General features: G+C 74.9%; 20 protein-coding genes and 3 pseudogenes. 7 read left to right on the top strand and 16 right to left on the bottom strand.

Translation table 11 applies throughout. From position 1 onward, the window contains the following. Nucleotides 1-25: 25 nt before the first annotated feature. From ABEB13_RS27930 to ABEB13_RS27940, 3 genes are all read right to left on the bottom strand, one after another. On the bottom strand, nt 26-1,537 hold the full coding sequence (locus ABEB13_RS27930) for a hypothetical protein (protein ID WP_425559918.1): 1,512 nt from the start codon (nt 1,535-1,537) through the stop codon (nt 26-28). A 157-nt stretch (nt 1,538-1,694) separates the two neighbouring features. Continuing rightward, nucleotides 1,695-2,594 carry a glutamate ABC transporter substrate-binding protein gene (locus tag ABEB13_RS27935; protein WP_345707651.1) on the bottom strand — a complete coding sequence of 300 codons (900 nt, stop codon included), beginning with the start codon at nt 2,592-2,594 and terminating at the stop codon, nt 1,695-1,697. 93 nt (nt 2,595-2,687) lie between these two features. After that, nucleotides 2,688-4,145, bottom strand: coding sequence for a hypothetical protein (locus tag ABEB13_RS27940; RefSeq protein ID WP_345707652.1), 1,458 nt, complete (start codon nt 4,143-4,145; stop codon nt 2,688-2,690). A gap of 256 nt (nt 4,146-4,401) precedes the next feature. On the opposite strand from ABEB13_RS27940, the gene ABEB13_RS27945 reads away from it, so the two are divergent. Together ABEB13_RS27945 and ABEB13_RS27950 are read left to right on the top strand one after the other, a co-directional pair. Next, nucleotides 4,402-4,872 carry a phosphorylase family protein gene (locus tag ABEB13_RS27945; protein ID WP_345707653.1) on the top strand — a complete coding sequence of 157 codons (471 nt, stop codon included), beginning with the start codon at nt 4,402-4,404 and terminating at the stop codon, nt 4,870-4,872. Further along, nucleotides 4,785-4,979: a phosphorylase family protein gene (locus ABEB13_RS27950; RefSeq protein ID WP_345709846.1), complete on the top strand. Its 195-nt coding sequence runs from the start codon at nt 4,785-4,787 to the stop codon at nt 4,977-4,979. Before ABEB13_RS27945 ends, ABEB13_RS27950 begins: the two co-directional genes overlap by 88 nt. Nucleotides 4,980-5,052: 73 nt before the next feature. On the opposite strand, the gene ABEB13_RS27955 is transcribed toward ABEB13_RS27950, so the two are convergent. From ABEB13_RS27955 to ABEB13_RS27995, 9 genes and pseudogenes are all read right to left on the bottom strand, one after another. Beyond that, nucleotides 5,053-5,475: a hypothetical protein gene (locus ABEB13_RS27955; protein WP_345707654.1), complete on the bottom strand. Its 423-nt coding sequence runs from the start codon at nt 5,473-5,475 to the stop codon at nt 5,053-5,055. A gap of 199 nt (nt 5,476-5,674) precedes the next feature. Next, on the bottom strand, nt 5,675-6,280 hold the full coding sequence (locus ABEB13_RS27960) for a hypothetical protein (protein ID WP_345707655.1): 606 nt from the start codon (nt 6,278-6,280) through the stop codon (nt 5,675-5,677). Between the two features lie 119 nt (nt 6,281-6,399). Further along, nucleotides 6,400-7,416 carry an N-acetylglucosamine kinase gene (locus tag ABEB13_RS27965; RefSeq protein ID WP_345707656.1) on the bottom strand — a complete coding sequence of 339 codons (1,017 nt, stop codon included), beginning with the start codon at nt 7,414-7,416 and terminating at the stop codon, nt 6,400-6,402. Nucleotides 7,417-7,456: 40 nt separating this feature from the next. Further along, nucleotides 7,457-8,737: a 6-phospho-beta-glucosidase gene (locus ABEB13_RS27970; RefSeq protein ID WP_345709847.1), complete on the bottom strand. Its 1,281-nt coding sequence runs from the start codon at nt 8,735-8,737 to the stop codon at nt 7,457-7,459. An 8-nt stretch (nt 8,738-8,745) separates the two neighbouring features. Then, nucleotides 8,746-9,635, bottom strand: a pseudogene (locus ABEB13_RS27975) (carbohydrate ABC transporter permease). 3 nt (nt 9,636-9,638) lie between these two features. Then, a complete protein-coding gene (locus ABEB13_RS27980; RefSeq protein ID WP_345707657.1) occupies nt 9,639-10,595 on the bottom strand; it encodes a carbohydrate ABC transporter permease in 957 nt (318 codons plus the stop codon). Between the two features lie 10 nt (nt 10,596-10,605). Continuing rightward, entirely contained in the window at nt 10,606-12,009 is a 1,404-nt protein-coding gene (locus tag ABEB13_RS27985) for an ABC transporter substrate-binding protein (protein ID WP_345707658.1), read from the bottom strand. Nucleotides 12,010-12,092: 83 nt separating this feature from the next. Then, nucleotides 12,093-13,226, bottom strand: coding sequence for an ROK family transcriptional regulator (locus ABEB13_RS27990; protein WP_345709848.1), 1,134 nt, complete (start codon nt 13,224-13,226; stop codon nt 12,093-12,095). A gap of 265 nt (nt 13,227-13,491) precedes the next feature. Beyond that, entirely contained in the window at nt 13,492-14,589 is a 1,098-nt protein-coding gene (locus ABEB13_RS27995; RefSeq protein WP_380230742.1) for a mechanosensitive ion channel family protein, read from the bottom strand. 341 nt (nt 14,590-14,930) lie between these two features. Here ABEB13_RS27995 and ABEB13_RS28000 point away from each other — a divergent pair. Together ABEB13_RS28000 and ABEB13_RS28005 are read left to right on the top strand one after the other, a co-directional pair. Then, a pseudogene (locus ABEB13_RS28000) lies at nt 14,931-15,553 on the top strand (HNH endonuclease). Between the two features lie 134 nt (nt 15,554-15,687). Next, nucleotides 15,688-16,341, top strand: a complete 654-nt coding sequence (locus tag ABEB13_RS28005; RefSeq protein WP_345707659.1) for an HAD family hydrolase — start codon at nt 15,688-15,690, stop codon at nt 16,339-16,341. On the opposite strand, the gene ABEB13_RS28010 is transcribed toward ABEB13_RS28005, so the two are convergent. Both ABEB13_RS28010 and ABEB13_RS28020 read right to left on the bottom strand, forming a co-directional pair. Beyond that, nucleotides 16,331-17,560, bottom strand: coding sequence for a discoidin domain-containing protein (locus tag ABEB13_RS28010; RefSeq protein WP_345707660.1), 1,230 nt, complete (start codon nt 17,558-17,560; stop codon nt 16,331-16,333). The genes ABEB13_RS28005 and ABEB13_RS28010 overlap by 11 nt on opposite strands. Before the next feature lie 334 nt (nt 17,561-17,894). Beyond that, a pseudogene (locus ABEB13_RS28020) lies at nt 17,895-20,669 on the bottom strand (glycoside hydrolase family 84 protein); the annotation flags it as partial. 560 nt (nt 20,670-21,229) lie between these two features. Between ABEB13_RS28020 and malQ the strand changes: the two are divergent. Both malQ and ABEB13_RS28030 read left to right on the top strand, forming a co-directional pair. Continuing rightward, entirely contained in the window at nt 21,230-23,314 is a 2,085-nt protein-coding gene (gene malQ, locus ABEB13_RS28025; RefSeq protein ID WP_345709850.1) for a 4-alpha-glucanotransferase, read from the top strand. A 21-nt stretch (nt 23,315-23,335) separates the two neighbouring features. Then, a complete protein-coding gene (locus tag ABEB13_RS28030; RefSeq protein ID WP_345707662.1) occupies nt 23,336-23,566 on the top strand; it encodes a hypothetical protein in 231 nt (76 codons plus the stop codon). A gap of 51 nt (nt 23,567-23,617) precedes the next feature. Here the strand turns inward: ABEB13_RS28030 and ABEB13_RS28035 are convergent, their stop codons facing one another. Further along, nucleotides 23,618-24,424 (bottom strand): FAD:protein FMN transferase, encoded by an 807-nt coding sequence (locus tag ABEB13_RS28035; protein WP_380230744.1) that lies wholly within the window; start codon nt 24,422-24,424, stop codon nt 23,618-23,620. Continuing rightward, on the bottom strand, nt 24,421-24,645 hold the full coding sequence (locus tag ABEB13_RS28040; RefSeq protein WP_345707663.1) for an FMN-binding protein: 225 nt from the start codon (nt 24,643-24,645) through the stop codon (nt 24,421-24,423). The genes ABEB13_RS28035 and ABEB13_RS28040 overlap by 4 nt, the downstream gene beginning before the upstream one ends. On the opposite strand from ABEB13_RS28040, the gene ABEB13_RS28045 reads away from it, so the two are divergent. Next, entirely contained in the window at nt 24,635-24,811 is a 177-nt protein-coding gene (locus ABEB13_RS28045; RefSeq protein WP_345707664.1) for a hypothetical protein, read from the top strand. The two genes, ABEB13_RS28040 and ABEB13_RS28045, sit on opposite strands and share 11 nt — an antisense overlap. Nucleotides 24,812-24,817 lie beyond the last annotated feature (6 nt).

Genomic DNA, 24,817 nt, shown 5'->3' on the forward strand with positions numbered 1-24,817 from the left:
GATCCCCCGTCCTGCCGCCGGTCCGTCAGCGGCACCCCGTCCTGCACGCCGTCCCCCGGGTGCACGCCCTCCCCGCCCTGCACACCGTCCCCCTCCTGCCCACCGTCCGCGTCGCGCACACCGTGCGAGGCCGCGCTGCCCGCCCGCTCCACCACTGCGACGGCGGTACCCTCCGCAGGCGCTGCCGCGGCGGGGGCAGGGCCGGGTGCGGCCGGACGGCGCGCTGGAAGCGGGCCACCGCGTCGGCGGCGGCGCGCAGGTCGCAGGGCGCGCTCCACAGCAGCCAGCGCGCCTTCTCGAAGCGCTCGACGACCTCCGGGTCCTCCGTCATGCCGCGCCGCGAGGCCATCGCCCGGTACGCCTCCAACCGGCCGCGCAGCTCGGCGCGGACGGCGAGCGGCTGGGCGACCTCGGTCAGCGAGTGCCGGGCCCGGCCGAGTTCCTTGGCGGCGGCGTCCTCCAGCGCGTCCAGCAGCGGACCGAGCCGGTACCACTGCCCGCTGTGCTGGAGCTCCACGGCCTGCGCGATCCGCTCGCGCAGGGCGGACGCCGGGCCGGGCACCGCCGGCACCTCGGTGGCCGCGATCTTCGCCAGCACCTCGCCGCGGGCCCGGCGGGCCTCGGCGAGCGTCGCGTCGGCGCGCTGCAACAGGTCGCCCACCTGCTGCAGCCGCTCGTGCGACTCGTCGCGCAGCCGCAGCAGGCCCTCCAGCTCCACCCGGACGTCGTCCAGGGCCCGTCCGGCCCGGTCGAAGCGCGAGGTGTCCACCGCGCCGCCCGCCCTGCCGCGCTCCGTCGCGTTCTTGCTCGTCTTGCCGTCACCGCTCTTCCCGTCCGGGCCCGCCGCCCCGGTGCCGCGCTGGGCCGGCACCCGGGTCGGCCGCCACAGGGCGAGCGGATCGGAGACGACCTCGGAGCGCTGCGCCGTCAGGTCCTCGGCGAGCCGGGCGAGATCGTCGGCCAGGGGGTGACCGCCGGGCCGGACGCCGACCGACAGCGCCAGCATCTGCACGCGGTGCAGTTCGGCCAGCAGCAGGTCGATCCGGGCGGGCAGCGCGGACCACACCGCGTCCACCGCCGTCACCACCTCGACGACGGCGCCGTACCAGGTGTTCATCCGCTCCAGCAGGTCGGCCAGGCTCATCCGCTCGACCAGCCGGGCCGGTCCGCCCAGGCGCACGGCGCCGTCGGGGAGCTGGCCGCCGGAGACGGTCACCGACTGGCCGCCCAGCAGCTCGCCCAGCTCGGCCAGTTCGGCGCTGCCGGGCCGGTTGCGGCGGGAGCGGACGGCCCGGGCCGAGGCGAGCGCCTCGGAGTACCGGTCGAACAGCGACCAGAGCACCTCCAGGCCCTGCCCGGCGACGGACCACCGCTCCAGCGTGCGGCCGGCCAGTTCGGCCCCCTCCAGCAGGCGCCGGCCGGGATGGTCCTGGAGGGCCAGCAGCGCCGCCTCCACGGCGTCGCGCTCGGCGCCCAGCCGCGCCAGTGCGCGGTCCACCTCCTCCCGGCTCATCGCCGGTCCGGCAGTTCCTGCCAACGGTCGTCCTCTCCGGTGCGGCTCGCCGCGGCGGGTGCGCCGGGCGGCTGGTTCTCGGTGCGGCCCGTGCGGCGGGCCTGGGTTGACGGTACTGCGGTGCGGTGACCGGCCGTACGGCCGGCGGGGGACCGGCGGCAGACCGGCGGGGGTGACGAGACTACGGCAGGTACTGCGCGGAGGAGGCCCCCATGGTGGGTGCCAGCCAGTGGTCGTAACTGCGCTGCCAGCCGCCGCCGGAGCGGTAGTCGGCCAGCACCTGGTTGACCCAGGCCACCAGGTCGGGCGCGGCCTTGCTGACCGCGACGCCCATGAAGGCGGGGGCGATGGTGTCGCCGACCAGCTCGATGCCCGGGTCCTGGGCGGCCTGGGCGGCGCCGAGCGCGGTGTCGGTGAGCGTGGTGTCGATCTGGCCGAGCTGCATGAGCACCAGGCAGTCCAGCTGGTTCTCCACCACGGTGACCGAGGCGGTGCCGCGGGCGTCCCGCTTGAGCTCGGCCTCCGAGGACGACTGCGCGGCGACGCAGGCCCGGCGTCCCCGGAACGCCTGGGCGGTCGAGGTGATCCTCGCCGCCTTCGGCACCACGGCCTGCTGGCCGGAGCGGAAGTACGGCGCGGAGAAGGCGATCTCCTTCAGCCGGTCGCAGGTGATGGTCATGGTGCGGGTGATCAGGTCGACCTCGCCGTTCTTGATCGCGTCGATCCGCCGGGCGGTCGGCACGGTCTTGAAGGTGATCCGGTCGGGGTCGCCGAACAGCGAGGCGGCGATCGCGTGGGCGAGGTCGATGTCGAAACCCTCGATCCGGCCGGTCCGCGGGTTGCGGAAGCCCCAGTTGAAGCTGTTCTGGTCGACTCCGACGACCAGGGAGCCGCGCTGCCGGATCCGCCGGACGGCGGCCCCGTCCGGGTCCTTCGCAGGCGCCGCGCTCTTCGTCACGTCGCAGGTGTCCGCCGCCGGGGCCAGTGCCGGGGCCGCCGCGGGGGCGTGAGCCGCAGCGGTGGGAGCGGCGGCCGCCCCGGGGCCCGCGGAGGTGAGCAGCGCCGCGGCGGCGGCCAGCACCGCCGCTGCCGCGGTCGGCCGCCGGAGCCGTCGCCCGCGCCCCGTCGCGCCCGTTCTGCCCGCTCGTCCCGTTCGTGGTGTCATCGCCGCCCCCTACCGGTACTCGGCCAGTCGGCGGCCGATGCCTCTGACCGTGCCTGTCGCCGCGAGCAGGGCCAGCACGGCCGCGCCCACCGCGAGCGCCTCGTCCCCGCCCGCGACACCGGAGGTGCCGGTGCCGAAGCGGGCCTCCTCGGCCTCGGCGGCCGCGGCCAGCTCGCGGTCCATGGCGGCGAACGCCGCCTGCGTGGTGTCCGTCCCGCCGAGCCCGACGGTCGCCTTCAGCGCGGAGTCGTAGTCGCCGCTCTGATCGCTGCGGGCGGCCGCCGCGTGCCGGGTGTCCCAGGCCGCGAACAGCGTGCGGGCCTTCGCCAGGTGGACCGCGGCGTCCGACGGCGCGTTCTTGCCGGCGGTGTCCAGGGTGCCGCCGCCGGCCCTCTGCGGTGCGCCGCCGCCCGCCGCGGCGTCGCCGGCCCGGCCGCCGAGCGCCTCGCTGACGCTCTGCCAGCGCTTGGTGTACGTGTCGCTCGCCCCGCGGGAGACCAGGTTGAGGTTCTCGGCGGCCCGGGCCTGCAGCGCCTGCGTCCGGGCGTCGCCGAGCACCCGCAGCGGACCGGCGCCGGAGGTCCGGGCGGCGGCCAGCGACGAGGAGGACGCCTGGCCGCCGGCGCCGAGCCAGACCGTGGCGGTGAGCACCGCCAGCGTGGCGGCGGCCAGGCCGGGGTTGACCACCCGGTTGGTCCGGCGGAACAGCACCAGCTGGTACCGCAGGAGCGCGCCGATGGTGACGGCCCCGAGCAGCAGGGCCGTCCACGGCAGGGACTCGGCGGCGGCGAAGTCCCCGTCCAGCCGGGCCGATTCCACGGCGACCAGCCGCTGGGCGGACGGCAGCATGGTGTTCTGCATCAGCCCGGAGGCGTGCCGCAGGTAGGCGCCGCCGAGCGGCAGGCCCTGCCGGTTGTCCGTCCGAGCGGTCTCCACCAGGCCTGCGTACGAGGGGAGTTGCTCGTTGAGACTGCCGATCAGCCGTTGCGCCTCGGAGCCTGCGGCGGCCTGCCCGGCGGCCTCGGTGAGCAGCCGGGCGGCGGTGGCGAGGTCGTCCTCGTACTGCTTGCGGACGGCGGCCGGCTCGTCGCCGGCGAGCAGGAAGCCGGTGGCGGCCGTGGTGTCGGCGTCGGCCAGCGACCGGTAGATCTCGCTGGCGTCCCGGCTGAGCGGCCGGCTGTGCGTCACGACCTGGTCGGCCGCGGTGGCCCGGGCGCCGGCCTGCCAGGCGGCGCTGGCCCCGAACAACAGGGCGAGCCCGGCCAGGACGGCGCCGGCCAGCCGTAGCCGACCCGGCGGCGTGCGGGCCGCCCGGCCGAGCTCGGCGAGCCGGTCCCGGCCGTCCGCGAGCGGGCCGCCCGGGCGGCGGGCGCCCGGCACGTCCGGCCGCCCCGGTGGGCCTTCCGCCTGTGGCCGTTCCGCCTGCGGCGCGGCCGCAGCCCCCTCGAACTCCGCCGGTGTCGTCACCCGCGCTCATCCTCCCCTGTGGCTCACCCCGTGCCGGGGGATCCCCCTCAGCCAGCAGTATGGCCGCCGCTTGTGACGGTCACACCCGAGTTGTGTCGGTCTTGAGGTAGCGCCTTCCGCGCGTTCCGCCTCTTCGGCCCGTAACGGGACGATCCGCCCGGGCCGTCACGGGCGCTCCTCGTGCCGTGCCGGGGCGGGCCGGCCGGGGCCCGCGGCGGCCGCCGGGGGTGATGCCACCGCCCGTAGCATGGGTTCCATGCAACTGATTGGCACCGTGTCCCCGGACCGCCCGCTGCTCGTCGTCGCCGTCCGCGAGGAGGCGGCCCACCTCGACCGGCGCCTTCCGGTGCTGCTCACCGGGATGGGCAAGATCAACGCCGCGGCCGGTCTGGCGACCGTGCTGGCCCAGGGCGTCCGCCCTTCGGAGGTGGTCAACCTGGGCACCGCCGGCGCGCTGCGCCCGGGCCTGGCCGGGACGACCCACCGGATCGCGAAGGTGATCCAGCACGACATCGACACCCCGGTGCTGCGCGAGCTGACCGGCCGCAGCTACGGCGACGCGATCGACCTCGGCGAGGGGACGGCCCGGTGCTCGCCACCGGCGACCTGTTCGTCTCGGACCCGGTGGCCCGGGAGCGGCTGGCGCTCACCGCGGACCTGGTCGACATGGAGGGCTATGCGATCGCCACCGTGGCGGGCCGGGCCGGTGTGCCCGTCCGCCTGGTGAAGCACGTCAGCGACGAGGCGGGGGACGGCGCCGCCCGCAGCTGGCGCGAGTCGGTGGACGGCTGCGCGAAGATCCTCGCCGCCTGGGTGGACGAGCACCTGGCCTGACAGCCGCCGACGACCGGAGGCCGGGCCCGCCAGGGCCCGGCCTCCGTCGTGCGTCCGGTCGGTGGACGGCCGGTCAGCCGGCGATCGTCACACCGGTCAGCGCCGGGACGAACTGGTCGAGCTCGGCACGCCAGTAGCGGCCCACGTTGAGGCGGGTCGGCTTCTCGTCGCCGGGCAGGTGCAGGCGCATCGAGCTCCACACGGCGCCGCGGTCGACCTGGCTGATCAGGCCGCGGGCCTGCTCCAGCGGGATGACGTGCAGCAGCTCCTGCGGCCGGTTGCTCATCCGGGCGGCACGGTGCACGACGACCACGCGCTCGGTCAGGGTGACGAAGTAGTACTTGACGAACAGCTGGCCGATCAGGCCGAGCTGGCTCATCAGCCACGGGTTCGGGCCGGTGACGGTGTGGAAGGTGACGACGGGCCGGTCGTTCGGCTCGATCGCGGCGATCGCCTCGGCGACCTGCTCCTGCATGGTGGACTTACGGATCGCCATCTGGCGTGCTCCCCTGGGGACGTGCGCGGTCCCGTGGGTCGGGTGCGCGGTACGAAGCCGGGAGCGTAGCGGTCATCGGACCGTCCGATCAACGTACATTCCCCGGGCGCCGAATTCGTGACCGAGAATTCACCGAACCGCCGGCCACCGAATCGCCGGCCGCCGCCCCGTGACCGCCGTCCCCGCCCGTCCGGCCTGCTCAGCGGTGCGGGGCGTCGAGCGGACGGCCGGAGGCGGGGTCGAGTCGGACGAGCGTCCGGGTGCCGCGCACCGTGACCGTGAAGGCGTCGGGCCCCCGCCAGGCGACCGGATCGCCGCCGGGGCCGCCCTCGTCACCGACCCGGAAGTTCCCGAGGTCCCAGCGGCGTTCCGACCAGCCGGAGCCGGTGAAAAGCGTTACCGACCAGACGGGGTCCTCGCCGCCGTCGTACGCGGCGACCACCCGGCGGTCCGCCCGCCCCTGCGGGGCCGACGCCGCGACCTGCCGGGGCGGGAAGCGCAACTCCCGTTCCGCAAGGATGACGAGCAGGGCGAGACAGAGCGTCAGACCGAGTGCGACGCAGGCCGCGGTCCGCCAGCCCCGGCGCTCACCGGCCGGACCGAGGAACGGGGCGACGGTGAGCAGCCCGATCGCCGTGGCCGGCCACCACGGTGACCCGAAGACCTGCTGCACACGGACCAGCCCGCCCGAGCGGTCCGACCAGACGCCCGCCGCGTGGAGCGCGGTGAGCAGGACGGCCGCGGCGAGCGCCGCCCGGCTCGCCCACCTGCGGACGGCGATGCCGACGACCCGCTCCCGTCCCATCGTCGGAACACCCACCCGCAGCCCCCTGACACACCGTCGAAGGACGGCAGGGTACCGCGACATGCGAACCGCGGCCGCCGGGGTGTGCGGGCCCCGGCGGCCGCGGAGTACGTGGCGGCCTAGGCCGCGGCCGACTGCACCGGGGCGTAGGCGTCCCGCAGCCGTTGCTGGGCCTGCGGGCCGGCGCCGAGCCGGTCCAGGCCGAGCAGGGCGGCGCCCACCACGGGCGGGGCGACGACCACCCGCGGCTCCGCCAGCGGGGCCGCCGCCGCGAGCCGGGCCGTGACGTTGTCGATCAGCAGCGGGTGCCGGGCGGCGAGCACGCCGCCGCCGAGCACCACCGGCGCGGGCCGGCCCAGCAGGTCGAGCCGGGTCAGCGCGATCCGCGCGAACCCGACGATCTCGGCCGCCTGGCGGTCGATCAGGTCCAGCGCGGTGCGGTCGCCCGCCTCGGCGGTGGCGAACAGCACCGGGACGAGCTCGTGCAGCCGCTCCTGGGAGAGCTCGCCGAGATGGATCGCCTCGGCGACGGCGGTGGCACCGGCCACCCCGAAGTGGGCGGCGATCGCGCCCGCCAGGGCGGTCGCCGGGCCCCGGCCGTCCTCGGCCCGGGCGGCGTGCCACATGGCCTCTGCAGCCAGTCCGCCGCCACCGCCCCAGTCGCCGGTGAGCACCCCGAGCGCGGGGAAGCGCGCGGTGCGCCCGTCGGGCAGCAGGCCCACGCAGTTGATGCCGGCCCCGCACACCACCGCGACGCCCAGCGGCCCGTCGGTGCCGGCCCGCAGCAGGCCGAAGGTGTCGTTGGCGACGGAGCTGGCGACGCCCCAGGGCCGGGCCTCGACCGCGGCCAGCAGCTGCGCCTCCTGCACCGGCAGGTCGGCGTTGGCGAGGCAGGCGCTGACGTGGGTGGTGAGCACGCCCTCCGGTCTCAGCCCGGCCTGCGCGGCGACCGCCTCGACCAGCGGGGTGAGGGCGCCGATCGCGCGGTCGGCGCCGCCGGGCTGGGGCTGGAAGCCGCCGCCGCGGGCGGAGCCGAGGACGGTGCCGTCGGCGGCGACCAGGGCCACGTCGGTCTTGCTGTTTCCGGCGTCGATGGCGAGGACGCCGGGGATCTGCCCGCCGTGAAGACGGTCCATCAGTTCTCCCCGGGGTGGCGCGAGGTGGTCATGTGCGGTGTCACGCCCAGCCGAGGTGGGCGCGGTTGTGGTCGATCAGCCGGTCGGTCAGCCGGTCGGCGAGGTCGATCTGGCCGACCAGCGGGTGGGCCAGCAGGGCGTCGAAGACCCGGCCGCGGCCGCCCTTGAGCGCGGCCTCCAGCGCCAGGTGCTCGTACGCGGTGACGCCGGCGATCAGCCCGGCGTAGAGCGGCTCCACCGGGCGCTGCGGCAGCGGGCGGACGCCCGCGGCGTCGACCTCGGCCGGCACCTCGATGACGGCGTCGTCCGGCAGGAACGGCAGCACGCCGTCGTTGCGCGTGTTGACCACCTGCACGCCGGTGGTGCCGTCGGTGCCGAGCAGTGCGGCGATCAACTGGACGGCGGCCTCCGAGTAGAAGGCGCCGCCGCGCTTGCCGAGCAGTTCCGGCTTGGTGTCCAGGGTCGGGTCGGCGTACATCTCCAGCAGCTGCTTCTCGATGGCGGCGACCGCGGCGGCGCGCGAGCCCTGCTCCTTCAACTCCTCGACCACCAGGTCGTGCTGGTAGAAGTAGCGGAGGTAGTAGGAGGGCACCACGCCCAGCCGGCGGACGACGTCGAGCGGCAGGTGCAGGTCGGCGGCGATCTCCTCGCCGTGGCCGGCCAGCAGCTCCGGCAGCACCTCGCGGCCGGTGGCGGCGCCGGGGGCGTCCAGCAGGGTGACGCCGCGCTCCCAGGTGAGGTGGTTGAGGCCGACGTGGTCGAGCCGGACGAACTCCGGTGCCACGCCCAGGTGGGCGGCGAACTTCCGCTGGAAGCCGATCGCGACGTTGCACAGGCCGACGGCCTTGTGGCCGGCGGTCTGCAGGGCGCGGGTGACAATGCCGACCGGGTTGGTGAAGTCGACGATCCAGGCGTCCGGGTTGGCCCGGCGGACCTGCTCGGCGATCTCCAGCACCACCGGGACGGTGCGCAGGGCCTTGGCCAGACCGCCGGCGCCGGTGGTCTCCTGGCCGACGCAGCCGCACTCCAGCGGCCAGGTCTCGTCCTGGTTGCGGGCGGCCTGTCCGCCGACCCGCAGCTGCAGCAGGACGGCGTCCGCGCCCTGGACGCCGGCCGCGACGTCGGTGGCGGTGCTGACCTGCGCGCCGTGCCCCTGCCGGGCGAAGATCCGGCGGGCGAGGCCTGCGATCAGCTCCAGCCGGTCGGCGGCCGGGTCGACCAGCACGAGTTCGCCGATCGGCAGGCTGTCCCGCAGCCGGGCGAAGCCGTCGATCAGCTCCGGTGTGTACGTGGAACCGCCGCCGACGATTGCCAACTTCAGTGCGGACATCAGCCCTTGACCCCTGTCAGTGTCACGCCTTCGATGAAGGCCTTCTGTGCGAAGAAGAAGAGGATGATCACCGGAGCCATCACCAGCAGGGTCGCCGCCATGGTGAGGTTCCAGTTGGTGTGGTGGGCGCCCTTGAAGGACTCCAGGCCGTAACTGAGCGTCCAGGCGCCCGGGTTCTCGCTGGCGTAGATCTGCGGGCCGAAGTAGTCGTTCCAGCAGGAGAAGAACTGGAACAGCGCGACGGCGGCGATCGCGGGCTTCGCCATCGGCAGCACCACCCGGAGCAGGGTGCGCAGGTCCCCGCAGCCGTCCATCCGGGCGGCTTCCAGGTACTCGTTGGGGATTGTGAGCAGGAACTGCCGCAGCAGGAAGACGGTGAACGCGTCGCCGAACGCCATCGGGATGATCAGCGGCCAGAGCGTGCCGGTGAGGTGCAGCTGGTTGGCCCAGAACAGGTACATCGGGATGATCGTGACCTGCGGTGGCAGCATCATCATCGAGATGACCGCCATCAGGGCCACGTTGCGGCCCCGGAAGCGGAACTTGGCGAGCGCGTACGCCACCGGCAGGCTGGAGACGACGGTCAGCACGGTGCCGGCGCCCGCGTAGAGCAGGGTGTTGCGCCACCAGGTGAGGAAGCCGGGGTCTGCCAGACCTTGACGTAGTTGCCCCAGTGCCAGCTGCCCGGCCAGAGGTCGGAGGTCAGCGCCTGCTGGTCGCTCATCACCGAGGTGAGCAGTACGAAGACGAACGGCAGCAGGAAGAACAGTGCCGCGGCGATGGCCAGCGCGTGCACGGCCACCCAGTTGAGCAGGGCGCGGCGGCGGGCGGTGCGGGCCGCGGTGGTGCGGGCGGCGACGTGCACCGGCAGGGTCGAGGTGAGCGTCACTGGTCAGTCCTCCCCGAGCAGGCCGGACCTGCGGCGCAGCAGCAGGGTCGTGAAGGCCATCGAGATCGCGAACAGGATCAGGGCGGCCGCGCAGGCGGTGCCGGTGTCGAAGCGCTGGAAGCCGAGGTTGTAGACCATCTGCGGCAGCGTCCAGGTGGAGCCGTGCGGGTAGCCGGGCTCGAACTGCTGGCCGGAGCCGCCGATCACGCCGCTGGCGACCTTTCCGGCGACGATCGCCTGGGTGTAGTACTGCATCGTCTGGATGACTCCGGTGACGACGGCGAACAGCACGATCGGCGAGATGTTCGGCAGGGTGACGAAGCGGAACCGCTGCCAGGGGCCGGCGCCGTCGAGTTCGGCGGCCTCGTACTGCTCCTTGGGGACGTCGAGCAGGGCGGCCATGAAGATCACCATCAGGTCGCCGACGCCCCACATCCCCAGCAGGGTGAGCGCGGGCTTGGACCAGCTCGGGTCGGTGAACCAGCCGGGCTGCGGCAGGCCGAGCTCGCCGAGCAGGTGGTCGACCGGGCCGGTGCCGGGGTTGAGCAGGAAGGCGAAGGCCATCGTGGCGGCCACCGGCGGTGCCAGGTACGGCAGGTAGAAGGCCGTCCGGAAGAAGCCGGCGCCGGACTTCACCTTGGTGATCAGCATCCCGACGCCGAGCCCGAAGACCGTCCGCAGGGTGACCATGACGACCACCAGCCACAGGGTGTTGCGCAGGCCCTGCCAGAAGAACGGGTAGTGGTGGAACAGGTAGTTCCAGTTCTTCAGGCCGGTGAAGGTCGGGGCCGTGAAGCCGTCGTACTTCATGAAGGAGAAGTACACGGTGGAGATCAGCGGGTAGGCGAAGAAGACCGCGAAGCCGATCAGCCAGGGCGACAGGAAGGCGAGCGTGCGGCCCGCCTCCCGGCGGCGCTTGCGTCGCAGCGCCGCCGGGCGGGGTGTGCCGAGAAGTGCCATGGTGCGTCCGTCACTTGGCCTGGTCGATGGCGGCGTCGATCTCCTTGGCGGTGGCCTGGAGGCCGGCCTGGAGGTCGGCCTGCTTGCCGGACTCGAACTCGTAGCCGAGGTTCTGCATGGAGACCTGGTAGGCGCCGCCGTTGACCGAGGCGGGCGTGGTGGAGGAGTTCGGGTTCTTCGCGATGTCCAGGAACGTCTTGAAGTTGGGGTCGGCGTCCAGCTTCGGCGAGTCGAGCGCGGCCAGCGTGCTCGGCACGTTGTGGATGGCGTTGGCGAAGGTGACGACCGCGTCGGTGTCCGTGGTCAGGTACTTGACGAGTTCCCAGGCGGCGGTCTGCTTGCGGCTGCTGTTGGCGATGCCGATGATCGTGCCGGTCTGGTAGCCGCGGCCGTAGGTGGCCGCCTGGTCGTCCGGCACCGGGAAGGGCGCGGTGGCCCACTCGAAGGCCGGCTTGTCGTCGGCGAGCGAGGCCGTCCGCCACTCGCCGTCGATGGCCATGGCCACCTGGCCGGTGGTGAACGGGTTCTTGGCGCTGAACTCGTCGCCGAAGCCGGTGCGGAACTTCTCCAGCTTGTCGAAGCCGCCGAGCTTGCCGACCAGGGCCTTCTGCCAGGTGTACATCGCGGCGACCTTCGGGTCGGTGGCGATGTCGGACTTGCCGTCCTTGCCGAAGTAGTCGGTGCCGTACTGGCCGAGGAAGTGCGAAGGGGTGGACTCGTAGCCGTGGTAGTTCGGCATGAAGCCGAGCTGCTTGAAGCCGTCCCCCTGCGGCACGGTCAGCTTGACGGCGTCCGCCTCGAACTCGCCGAACGTCTTCGGCGGCGCGGTGATCCCGGCCGCGGCGAAGGCGGTCTTGTTGTAGTAGAGGCCGTAGGCGTCGCCGAGCAGCGGCAGCGAGCACTGGTTGCCCTGGTAGGCGCTGTAGGTGAGCATCGCCGACGGGAAGGTCTTGGCCGGGTCTATGCCGTCCTTCTTGAGGAACGGCGTGAGGTCCGACCAGACCTTGGCGGAGCAGAACTTGCCGACGTTGTCGGTGGTGAACGAGGAGACCACGTCGGGGGCGTCGGCGCCGCCGGCCCGCAGGGCCTGCTCGCTCTTGTCGTCGGCGATGTTGCCGACCACCTTGACGTGGATGTTGGGGTGGGACTTCTCGAACGCGGCGATGTTGTCGTTGATCGCCTTGGTCTCGTTGTCCTGGCTCCAGCCGTGCCAGAAGGTGATGGTGACGGCCTTGCCCTGCGCGGAGCCGTCGTCGCCGCCGCCCTGGGGCGTGCCGGTGCAGGCGGCGGAGAACAGGGCCAGGGCGGCGGTGCCGGCGAGGGCGGCGGCGGTGCGACGGGATCTGCGGGGGTGTGCACTTCTGCTCCTCCTGGGGGTACGCGGGCAGGCGTCATCGCCCTTCGGCCCGTGCATGGGGGATGGTGAGGTGTCGTACGGGTGCGGTGCGGTGCGTGCGCTCGGTTCGGGGCGGGTCGGTGGTTCGGCGGTTCGGTGGGTCAGTGGGTCGTGAAGGCCGCTTCCCGGGCGGCGGCGAGGGCGCGTTGGAGCGCGCCGTGCAGGACGGGGGAGCCCGGGACGGTGGTGAACCGCACCTCGGGCCGGGGGATGGAGATCGAGGCGAGCGCCTCCTGTACGAGCTCGCGCAGCCGCTCGCCGCCGGCGGCCGGGATCCCGCCGGAGAGCACCAGCAGCTCCGGGTCGACCACCGACACGATCACGGCCAGGCCGGTCGCGAAGCGCTCGGCCAGCACGGCCAGGAAGTCGTCTCCCGCGCCGGGGGTGGTGAGGGCGAGCTGCACGGCCTGTTCGGCGGTGGGCGCCGCCAGCCCGTGCCCGGCGGCCAGTGCCAGCACGGCGTCGGCGCCGGCCAGTTCCTGGAAACCGCCGGAGTTGCGGCGGCGGACGTCGTGGACGACCGGTGCGCCGGGCACCGGCATGTAGCCGACCTCGCCGGCGCCGCCGGTGAAGCCGCGGTGCAGCCGGCCGGCGATCACGATGGCCGCGCCGATGCCCTCCTCGGCCCAGAGCAGCACGAAGTCCTCGCAGCCGGCGGCGGCGCCGAAGGCCTGCTCGGCGATGGCCGCCAGATTGACGTCGTTCTCGATCGCGACGGGGGCGCCGAGCGCCTCCTCCAGCTCGGCGACCAGCCGCGGCGAGTGCCAGCCGGGCAGGTGGGAGGCGTAGCGGAGCTTGCCGCTGGAGGGGTCCAGGGCGCCGGGCACGCCGATCACCACCTCGCGCAGGCTGTCCTCGGCGAGCCCGGCCTGCCGGACGGTCGCGGCGACGGCGGCGGCGACCTTCTCGACCGTGGCGGCGGCCGGCCAGCCCTTGGTGGCGACCTGCTGCTCGGCCAGCGTGGTGCCGGTGATGTCGGCGACGGCGATCCGCACGTGGGTGGTGGAGACGTCCAGTCCGGCGACGTATCCGGCGGCGGGGTTGACCTGGTAGAGCTGGGCGTTGGGCCCGGGGCCGCCGGCGGTGGTGCCGACCGGGACGACCAGCCCGGCGGCCTCCAGCCGGGCCAGGAGCTGGGAGGCGGTGGGCTTGGAGAGGCCGGTCAGCGTCCCGATCTGGGTGCGGGACAGCGGGCCGTTGGCGAGCAGCAGTTCGAGCGCGGCCCGGTCGTTGATGGCGCGCAGCAGGCTGGGCGTTCCGGCGAGCGGGGGCGGGTGGTGTCGGTCACGTCTCGATCCTCCTCCGTGCGGGTCGGTCGGGTCCGCAAGGGGTGCGGCGGCGAACTGTTAGGAAACTTTCCAATCCCTGGAGAGGACGGTAGATCCTCTCCCAGGGGGTGTCAATGACCCGACGTCGAAGCGTTACCGGCGCCTCCCCGGCAGGGCCGGGAAACACGAAGGCCCCGCTCCCATCAGGGAACGGGGCCTGCTGCCGGACGGCTCACTCCGTGGGTGCCACCGGGATCGGCTTCGCGGCCTCGGAGCGGGGCGAGTGCGGGTCCGCGAGCGCCGACGGCGCGGCGATCTCCACCGCCTGCGCCGGCACGGCGGCCGTCGCCTCCTCCTTCAGCTTCACCCCGGCCTCGTCGAAGGCCAGCTTCAGCCGCTGCCGCAGCGCCCGCGCCACCTGCGCCGACTTGCCCGGCGTGGTCCGCGCCTCTACCCGCAGCACCAGCGAGTCCGTCGCGACGGAGTCCACCCCCAGCACCTTGACCCGGCCCCAGATCAGCTCGTCGTACGGGGTCTCCTTGGACAGCTGCTCGGCCGCGTCCGTGATCAGCGCCTCGACCCGGACGAGGTCCTCCTTGTAGCCGACCTGGACCTCCACCGAGGCGGTGCTCCAGCCCTGGCTCATGTTGGCGATCCGCTTCACCTCGCCGTTGCGGATGTACCAGATCTCGCCGCTCGTACCGCGCAGCTTCGTCACCCGCAGGCCGACCTCCAGGACGGTGCCGGTCGCCACGCCGGTGTCGATCTCGTCGCCGACGCCGTACTGGTCCTCCATGATCATGAAGACGCCGGAGAGGAAGTCGGTGACCAGGTTCCGGGCGCCGAAACCGATCGCCACACCCGCCACACCGGCGCTGGCCAGCAGCGGAGCCAGGTTCACCCCCAGCGCGGCGAGCACCATCAGGGCCGCGGTGCCGAGGATCGAGAAGGACGCCACGCTGCGCAGCACCGACCCGATCGCCTCCGAGCGCTGCTGGCGGCGCTCGGTGTTCACCACTCCGCTGTTGGCCAGCAGGCCGCCCAGCCGGCCGGTCTCCGCCTCGTCCTCCGAGGGCCGCCCCATCCGGGCTATCAGCTGGGTGATCAGCTTGCGGACGACGGCCCGCAGTATCAGGGCCAGCAGCACGATGAAGACGATGCGCACGGCGCCCTCGACCCAGCTCTGCCAGTTCTGGTCCAGCCAGCTGGCGGCCTGCTTGGTGGAGGCCGTCACCTCGCCCGCGCTGGTGGGCAGCTTCAGGTCGAGGCTGGGCTGGGCGGGGGCGGGCGTGGCTTCGGCGAGGAGGCCGGTGACACCGGACCGGAACACGTGCGGGCCTTCCGTGGTACGGGCTGCGACCGGCGCACGGCGCCGGCGACGGCCCGGCCTGCGGGCCGTCCCGCCCAAGAGTATCGGCCCCGGCACCCGGCCCCGGACGCCCCGTCAGCGTGCCTCCGGCCCCGCCCACACCCTCTCACCGGGGGCGACGGGTGCATCGCGGCCTGTGTGCGGGCATACCGGCTATGACGGATTCCACATCCGGTCCGTTACACAGGAGTGGTGGCGCCGTACGAAGGCGTAAGGCGACACTGGGGGAGATCGCGCCGCAATGCGATCACCCGCTCGTCCCGGCGCGAGCCACGCGCCGCAGGCGTACCAAGGAGGCATCCGTGCCGCATGTCCTGGTCCTCAACGCGTCGTACGAGCCACTCGGAGTGGTCTCGACCCGCCGCGCCCTCATCCTGGTCCTCAACCACAAGGCCATCAGCCTCGAGGACTCCGGAATCACTCTGCACAGCGCCACGAACACCGTGACGGCACCGTCCGTCGTCCGACTCACCCGCTTCGTCCGGGTGCCCTTTCGCGGGCCCGTCCCGCTCACCCGCCGCGCCCTGTTCGCCCGTGACCACGGGCGCTGCGTGTACTGCGGGGCCGCCGCTACCAGCGTCGACCACGTCATTCCGCGCAGCCGGGGCGGCCAGCACCGGTGGGACAACGTGGTGGCCGCCTGCCGCCGCTGCAACCACACCAAGGCCGACCGCCACCTCACCGAACTCGGGTGGCGGATGAAGCGCCCCCGGCCCCGCCCAGCGGCCTGGCCTGGCGCGTCATCGGCACCGGGATCAAGGACCCGCGCTGGCGGCCCTACCTGGAGCCGTACGGCGGACTCGACCAGTTCCGGGAGTACGAGCACCACGACCATACGGATCACGGGGGTGCCCTGCCGGGCCCGGCCGTCGTCCGGACCCACCCCACCCGCCGCGGAGAGCACCCGGAAGCACTCTCCGCCTGACAGACAAGGGCCTGCCCGCCACACCTCGGTACGCCTCATGGGCCGCCGGCGCACCCCCAGCGGGAGCGTCGGCGGCCCGCCGTCGTCCTCCGCACCCTCCGGACGTCCGCCGCACCGCCCCCGGGAGACCGACCGTGACACCCCCGATCGCTGCCCTGTCCTTCGACGGCGACGACACCCTCTGGGACTTCTCGGCCTCGTTCGAGGTCGCCATCGCGCACGCCGCCGAGGTCCTCGGCCGCGCCCTGGACGGCCCGCCGGTCGGGACGGACTGGCTCCAGCGGATCCGCCGCGAGGTGGCCGCGGGGCTCCCCGGCGCGACCCTCGCCGAGCTGCGGCGGGCCGGCTTCGCGGAGGCCGTCCGGCGCCGCGCGCCCGACCGCCCCGAGCTGGCCGACACCCTGTACACCGAGTTCACCGCCGCCCGGGCCCGCGCCACCCGGCTGTTCCCCGAGGTCCGCGAGGTGCTGACGGTGCTCGCCGCCGAGCTGCCGCTGGCGCTCACCACCAACGGCAACGCCGAGCTCGCCTGGGTCGGCCTGGAGCCGCTGTTCCACACGGTGGTGCGGCCCGCCGAGTGCGGGGTCCAGAAGCCGGACCCGGCGATCTACCGGATCACCGCACAGCGGCTGGGCGTCGAGCCCGCGCGCGTCCTGCACGTCGGCGACCACCCGGTCGAGGACGTCGCCGCGGCCCGCGCGGCCGGCCTGCAGGCCCGGCTGCTGGACCGCAGCGGAGCCACCCCCGGCGCGCTCACCTCGCTGGCCGGGCTGCTCGTCAGGACGTGACGGCGTACAGCTCCACGCCCCACAGCGAGTAGCCGTACTTGGTCGCCCGGCTCACGCCCTGGATCCGCAGGAAGCGGGTGTTCGGCGCGTCGAAGCGGACGGTCTCCACCCCGCCGGTGCCGTCGTCCACCGAGGCCACCGTCGTCCAGGTCACCCCGTCCGCCGAGGACTCCAGCCGGTACGCCGAGGCGTGCGCGTCCTGCCAGCGCAGCACCGCGGAGCCCAGCCGGACGGCCTGCGGCAGCTGCAGCTGCACCCAGGCGTCGTCCTCGGCCGGCGAGGACCAGCGCGAGCGGGGGTCGCGGTCGTTCACGTTGCCGGCCGGGAAGGCGGAGGTCTCGTCGCCCGACGAGGTGGCGGTGGCGGCCGGCGCGAGGTCCTGACCGCCGGTCGGCGGCACCACGTGCACCGTCAGCGTCTGCCGCACGGTCAGCGTGCCCGCGGTGAAGGTCACCGGCACCTGGTACGTCCCGGACGGCGTCCCGGCCGCGGCGACCACCTGGAGCGGCACCCCGACGCGGCTGCCGCGGGGCACCGCCACGGCCGCGGCCTGGGTCACCGTCAGCCCCTTCGCGACCGTCGGCACCTCGACCTTCAGCTCGCCGCTGGTGCCCTCCGGGCGCCCGGACTCCAGGATCGCATCCGTCCGGACGGGCACCGCCTGGCCGGTCACCACGTCCACGCTGGCGTCGCTCAGGCTGAGCCGCGCCGCCGGGGTGTCGGCGTACCAGGGCACCACCTGGTTGACCACCGGCGCCTGGCCGCCGGCCGCCCACACCAGGCGGATCGCGTCGGCGGGCCGGCCGCCCGCGGGCAGCTCGTTGTAGCCGGGCCGCAGCGTGCCGATGGTCGTCCAGGCGCCGTCCGTGCCGCGCACGGCCACCGTCGCGGTGGCCTGCACGGTCGGGTCGGTCAGGACCGTCACCCGGTCCAGCGGCCGGGCGGAGCCCAGCTCGACGGTCAGCGGGACGGTGCTGTCGGTGGGCGCCGCGGCGGCCCGGAAGGCGGTGTCCGGGTCGCCGTCCAGCACGGCGTCCGCGGAGGAGCCCGGCGCGGCCGCCGGACCGGTCACCACGGCGGGGTTGTCGTCCGGCGCCGTCACCGAGAACTCCCGGACGGCGATCGCGGTCTTCTGCGCGGTGCGGGCCCGCAGCCGGACGGCCTTGGCGACCGTGCCCGCCGGGGCCGTCACCGAGATGCTCTTCTGCCCGTGCACCACGCCGAGCTGGCGCCAGCCCCGGATCCGGTGGTGTACTCCAGGACGCCGTCGCGCAGGTAGTCGTCGGCGGCGGTGGCCGCGTCGGGGCCGTCCCCCAGGAGCCCATCAGCACGGTCACCCGGCCCAGCGGACGCCCGGCGCCGAGGTCCAGGCCGACCGCGTCGCCGGCCTGCGGCGGCGCGGAGCTCCAGTAGAACGTGTCGGCGGCGCCGTCGGTCATCAGCGACGGCACGTGATCGTCGGCGCTGCCGAGCGTGGTGGTCGGCGCGGCGGAGCCGGAGCTCACCCCGGACCAGCTGTCGGCGTCCTTGAGGGCCCGCTCCAGGAAGGCGTCCAGCACCCCGGCGCCGACCGTGACGGAGCCCTGCGCGAGCTGCTCGCGCTGCCGGCGCAGGTCCACCCGGGCCTGCCAGGCGGCGCTGCCGTCACCGCCGCGCTGGGCCAGCAGCATCGCGACGGCGGCCTCCCCGGCCCGCCCGTAGCCGGCCAGCCGGTCCAGCCACGGGCCGGCGTCGGCCCCGATCGGCTGTCCCGCCAGGGCCGCGGGGGCGCCCGCCATGGTGGCGAAGGCGGCCCGCAGCGGGGCGGCGACCTGCTGGAGCGCGGCCTGGTCGGGCGCGGTGCCGGAGGCGGGCTCCAGGGTCGCCCAGAAGCGCGCCAGCAGCGGCTGCAGGGCGGCGGACTCCTGCTTGTCCAGCGGCGAGGAGGCGCTGTTGGCGGCCAGGGCGGTGAGCGCGGCCTCGGCGGAGGCGTCGCCGCCGGACAGCGCGTGCACCGCGGCCTTCAGCGAGTCGGCCGCGCGGTAGCCCTCCGGCTTCCAGCCGAAGTCGGCGGCGGTGGCCAGCGGCAGCCGGGAGGCGACCGGCTGGGCCATGGCGGAGGTCAGCAGGGCCGCGGAGCGGGTGGCAACCGCCGGGTCGCGGCCGGTGTAGCCGCCGAGGAAGAGCCGGTCCGGGGTGGAGTCGTTCACCGGGTAGTTGTCGAGCGTCATCAGCGGGCGGTCGAACAGCCCGGCCGTCGCGGCCAGTTGGTCGCCCGAGACGGTGCCCGCGATGACCGCGCCGCCGCTCCAGGCCACCTGGACGCCCGCCGGCAGCAGGCCCGCCAGCGCGGTGCGGTACGGCGTCGCGCCCTGCTTCTGGTACTCCGTCGGCACCACCGAGAGCGGCGCGAGACCGGGGTGGGCGGCGACCAGCCGGCGCTGCACCTGCGTGACGAGGTCCGCCTGCGCCCTGGCGGCGGCGGCCGGGCCGGTGCCGTAGTGGCGGCGGTCGTCGGTGCAGTGCCACTCGTCGTAGCTGACGTCCAGGAACTGCAGCTGGAAGGCGCCGAAGCCGAGCCGGCGCAGCCCGTCCAGCTTGGCGACCAGCGCGTCCACGTCCTTGCCGGAGGTGTAGCAGAACGACTGCCCGGGGTCGACCGAGTAGCCGAGCACGACGTGGTCGGCCCGGGCCCGCTCGGCGAGCCGGCGCAGCCCGTCCAGCTGCGCCGCCGGGTAGGCCTCGCGCCAGCGGCCGGTGCGGTACGGGTCCGCCCCGGGCGCGTACAGGAAGAAGTTCTGCTTCGTCCGGGCGAGGAAGTCCAGCTGGTCGAGGCGTTCCTCGGTGGTCCACGGGGTGCCGTAGAAGGACTCGGCGGTGCCGCGCACCGCGGCGCCGCTCGGCCAGTCGCGCAGCACGACCCCGGGCAGGCCCTTGCCGGCGGCGGACGGGCCCTGGCCCTGGCCGGGCGTCAGCGGGGCGAGGAGCTGGCGCAGGCTCTGCGCGGCGTAGAAGGTGCCGGTGCCGTCGACGCCGGCCAGCACCACCGCGCCGTAGCTGCCGCCGCCGGCGGCGGGGAGCTGTCCGGCGGCCAGTACGTGGCCGCCGGCGGGCAGTCCGACCGTGGAGAGGTCGCCGGCCGGGCGTCCGGCGGCCTCGGCCAGCCGGCGCAGCGTCCGGTCGGTGTCGCCGCCGGAGCCCTCCGCGGGCCCGCCGACGTACACCACGAGCGAGCCGGCGGCCGGGGCCGCGGCGCCGTCGGACTCGACGATGTCGGTGGCGCCGGCCGTGCCGAGCACCTGCCGGACGGCGGCCAGCGCGGACCGGTCGGCGTGGGCGGCGGCGACCAGGGCGACGGTGTCGGGGACGGCCACCGGGGTGCCCGCGGCGGCCAACTGCTGCGGGCGGGGGTAGACCTGGGGTTCGGTGAGCGAGCCGAGCGGGGTGACCGGGGCGCTGCTGACGGTGCGGTCGGCGATGCCCGGGGCGGTCGCCCAGGCCGTCGGTCCGGCCAGCAGGCCGCCCACGACAGCGGCGGCCGAGAGCGTCGCGGCGAGCTGCAGGGTGCTGCGGCGGCGGCCGGGGCGGCGGCGCTCCGCGCGGACGGAGGCGAGCAGCGGTTCGGTGCCCTTGAGGTCGGCGATGAGCCGGTCGGCGGCGCGCGGGGCCAGCTGGCGGGCCGTACGGGCGGCCGTCCGGCGGGCCGTCAGCGCCGCCGGGTGCTCCAGGAACTCACGCAGGGCCGGGTTCTGTCCGAGCTGCTGCCGCAGGCGCCGTCCCGCGGCCACCGACACCCGTGCCTGCACCGGACCTCCTCGATTGCCGAAAACCCGGCAGCTCACCGGCCCCTCACCCCGGTGCACCGCCTGCACCCGCTCCGCCGGGCCAGCCCACCAGGTACCCGGGCGGGTGTCAACGGCGGTGACAGGTATGCCCGATATGTCGAGAAAGTGTGCGAGGCCGCCCGGTACGCCGATCGCGCGCCGGGGACGGCCCCCCGGTGTCGCGCGCCGCCGGCAAGGGGCGGATCCCGTGGACGGCCCGACCGATCGTGGAACGGTCCACCCGTTCGACGACCGGGGCGCAGGGGACGTCAACCGGCCCGCCGCCTCTTCCGATGGGGACGACGCGGGCGGACGAGCGCGTCGAGCGCGCCCACGGCTGGCGTCTGCGGCAGGCGTGGCCGCTGTGCGCCGAACACGGCCTGGGCAGTCGTCCGCCGATCCCGGGTGCAGGCGGTTGCCGTGCCACTCGCCGTTGGCCAGCGCGACGTGCACCTTCTCCGGCCCGTCCGCGTCGTCGGGTGGAAGGGCCAGCAGGTGCAGGGGGCCTGCTCGGGCGAGGGGCACGGACAGGGGCAGGCCCAGTCGCTCGGCCGCGTGTCGGCGAACCCGTACCGGGGCCGGGGCCGGAAGGAGGGGAGCCGCGAGCAACCACAGCCCGGGCGGTGATCGTAGGTCAGCCCCGCTGCGAGCACGGCGGCAACGATGGACCAGGCCTTCGTGGCGCGTCGCCCGGGGTGCGGACGAACGAACATCGGAAAGCCTTTTGACGGCGCGACGCCGACTCCCGCGAAGGTCAGGAAATGCTCACCCGGCGGTGGTGCGCCCGGAATGACGAACCGGCCACCCGGCTCGCGTCCGTGTCCCCGGGGCCTGCGGCTTCGAGGCATTCGGAATTCACGGCCTCCCGAGGGGGCGCCATTCATGGCGGGTGTGACGAATGTCCGGTCCGGGCCCGCAGTACTGCGCAACCTGGCGCCGGATTCTTCCCGTGTCGGTCGGGGTCGGGCGGGTCGGCTCCGGGTAGGACTGTGCTGTTCGGTGTCGGGCTGACCGCAGGGAGCCGCAGAGTGGCCGCATACCTCGACCGTGACCAGACCGGGAGCGAGCAGGTCCCCGCCGAGCAGGTGCCCGCCGAGGACTCACCGCCCCCGCCACCGGAGTTGGTGGCCCTGGCACACGCGTACGGGGTCGACGACACGTACGACCCGGGCAGCGGGCCGGTGCCGGTGGGGCCGGACACGCTGATCGCCGTCCTCGCCGCGCTGGGGGTGGACGCGTCCACCCCCGAGGCGGTGCTGGCGGCGCTGGAGGAGCACCGCAGGACGGCCGCGGCCCGCCTCCTGCCGCCGTGCGTGGTCGTCCGCCGGGGCCGCCGCACCGCACTGGACCTGCCCGCCGAGGCCGACCTGCTGGTCGAGTTGGAGGACGGCGGCGAGTGGCGGCTGCCGAAGGGCCGCTCGCACTGGCTGCCGGCCGACCTGCCGCTCGGCCGGCACCGGCTGACCGCGCGCGCCGGCGCCCGCGAGGCGTCCGCCGCGCTGGTCGTCGCCCCGCCGCGGCTGCCGCAGCCGTCCGGCCGCAGCTGGGGCTTCCTGGCCCAGCTGTACTCGGTGCTCTCGGAGCGCTCCTGGGGCATGGGCGACCTCGGCGACCTCGCCGAGCTGGCCCGCTGGGCCGGCGACGGCCTGGGCGCCGGCTTCCTGCAGATCAACCCGCTGCACGCCGGGATGCCCGGCGAGCCCTCCGACCCGTCGCCCTACCGGCCGTCGTCGCGGCGCTTCGCCGACCCCGTCCACCTGCGCATCGAGGCGGTGCCCGAGTACGCCTACGCCGACCTGCGGGAGTTCGCGCCGCGCGCCGCGCGGCTGCGCGCGGAGGTGCTGGAGCACGACGGCCTGATCGACCGGGACGCGGTCTGGGCGCTCAAGCGCGAGGCGCTGGAGGCGCTGTACGCGGTGGAGCGGACGGTCGGCCGGCAGGCCGCGTTCGACGCCTTCACCGCCCGCGAGGGCAACTGGCTGGAGCGGTACGCCACCTGGTGCGCGCTGGCCGAGCGGCACGGCCCGGACCGGCACGCCTGGCCGAAGGGGCTGCGCCACCCGGACAGTCCGCACGTGACCGCCGCCCGGGCCGAGCTCGCCGACCGGATCGGCTTCCACCGCTGGCTGGCCTGGCTGGTGGACGAGCAGCTCGGCGCGGCCCAGCGGGCGGCCGAGCAGGCCGGCATGGCGGTCGGGCTGATCCACGACCTGGCGGTCGGGGTGCATCCGGACGGCGCCGACGCCTGGGCGCTCCAGGACGTGCTGGCCGACGGCATCTCGGTCGGCGCCCCGCCGGACGCCTTCAACGCGCACGGCCAGGACTGGGGCCTGCCGCCGTGGCGCCCCGACGCCCTCGCCGAGGCCGGCTACGAGCCGTTCGCCCAGCTGCTGCGTGCCGCGGCCCGGCACGCCGGCGCCCTGCGGATCGACCACGTGATGGGTCTGTTCCGGCTCTGGTGGGTGCCGGCCGGGCACCCGCCGACCCGCGGCGCCTACGTCCGCTACGACGCCGAGGCCATGCTCGGCGTGCTCGCCCTGGAGGCCCACCGGGCCGGCACGTACGTGATCGGCGAGGACCTGGGCACCGTCGAGCCGGGGGTGCGCGAGGAGCTGTCCGACCGAGGGATCCTCGGCACCTCGGTGCTCTGGTTCGAGCGGGACTGGCAGTCCAAGGGCGAGATCCTGCCGCCGGAGCGCTGGCGGGCCGGCTGCCTGGCCACCCTCACCACCCACGACCTGCCGTCCACCGCGGCCCGCCTCACCGGGGAGCACGTCGAACTGCGGCACCGGCTCGGCCTGCTGGCCCGTCCCCTCGCCGACGAGCAGGCGGTCGCCGCCGCCGAGCTCACCGGGTGGCGCACCGAACTGGCCCGGCTCGGCCTGCTCCCGGAGGACGGCGACCTCACGCCGGAGGCGCTGTACGGCTTCCTGCTGGCGACCCCGGCCTCGCTCGTCGGGGTCTGGCTGCCGGACGCGGTCGGCGACCCCCGTCCGCAGAACCTGCCCGGCACCTGGGACCAGTACCCGAACTGGCGGCTGCCGGTCGCCGACGCCGACGGCCGCCCGGTGACCCTCGACCGGCTGGCCGCGGCACCCTCCACCGCCCGGTTGACCAGGGCGCTGGCGGACGGGCCCGGAAGGCGCACCCCGCCGCGCGGCGGCGTCTGACCTGCCGGTAGCGTGGGAAACGTGGACAAGAGGAACGCAATGCGCGCCGGTGCGGTCACCGCGGCGGCCACGCTGATGATGCTGATGACGTCGCCGGCCATGGCCCTGACCCAGGACGACGGGGAGCAGGCGGGCAACGGTCTGACCGTCGCACAGACCCTCGGTCTGTACGTCGCCCTGCCGATCGTGATCTTCCTGGCGATCACCGGTCTCGTGCTGGTCGGCACCCGCAAGAGCGCCAAGAAGTCCTGACACCTGCGACACGACGTGATCTGAGCGCCGCCGGGCCCCGCCCGGCGGCGCTCAGGCGTTCACGGGGGCGCCGCGCAGTGTCCAGTCCGCCGGGCCGGCGGGCGGCAGGTGGCGGGCCAGGCCCGCCGTCCGCCGCTGCGAGCCGTCCGGGAGGACGGCGAGCGCCTCGATGCCGGGCCGCGCTCCGGCCCAGGCGAGCGCGCGATCGGGGCCCATCGCGAACGCGGCGGTCGTCCACGCGTCGGTGCGGGCCAGCCCGGTGCCGGCACTGCCCACCAGGGTCAGCGAGGCCAGCGCGACGGCCGGGCGCCCGGTGAACGGGTCGACCACGTGCGCACCGCGCTCGGCGGTGCCCGAGGTGGCCACCGCGAGGTCCCGGCCGGTGAGCACGGCCGCCAGCGCACCCGGCCGCAGCGGGTGCGCCACGCCGACCCGCCACGGGCCGCCCGCCGTCTGCACGTCGCCGCCGCCGCTCACACAGTGCACCCGGGAGCCCGCCGCGCGCAGGATCCGGCAGGCCTCCTCGACGGCCCAGCCCTTGACCCAGCCGCTCGGATCGAGCCGCCCGCCGGGCCGCGCGGTGAACCATCCGCCGGTCTGCGCGGCCGTCTCCCGGCAGCGGGCCAGCACCTCGGCCACGTCCGGGTCGCAGCCCTCGATGCCGAGCTCGCCGCGGTCCAGCCGGCTGATGTCGCTGTCGGCGCGGTAGGTCGAGAAGACCGCGTCGATCCGGTGCAGCCGGGCCGCCACCCGCTCCAGCGCCGCCGCGGTGCCCGGCCCGGGATCGCGGACGGTCACCGAGAAGACCGTCCCCATGACGTGCTCGGCGTGCCGGACGGCGTCCGCCGCGGTGCTCACCGGCCCGCCTGGTCGAGCGCGCTCTGCAGCGAGCGGATGTACCCGTCGCTGGTGTAGGTGGCCCCGGAGACCACGTCGATGCCGGCGCTCTGCGCCGCGATCGCCTCCTGGTTGAGGACGGGCAGCGCGTAGCTGTTGATCTCCTGGTCGCGGTGGTCCTCGGACGGGTACTGGATCACGTCCACGGCGGTGAGCTTCGACCCGGCGAGGGTGACCTTCACCTGCACCGGCCCGTACCGGGTGTCGACGGCGCTGCCGGTGACCGACCGGGTCGCGGTCGAGGTGCCCGAGGACCCGCCCGCAGCGGCGGAGGATCCCGAGGACGGCGTGTCCGCGGCGGAGCCCGCGGAGGTGTCGGTGGCGGTACCCCCGAACCGATCACCTTGACGGGGG

Source organism: Kitasatospora paranensis (assembly GCF_039544005.1).
Taxonomy (GTDB): Bacteria; Actinomycetota; Actinomycetes; order Streptomycetales; family Streptomycetaceae; genus Kitasatospora; species Kitasatospora paranensis.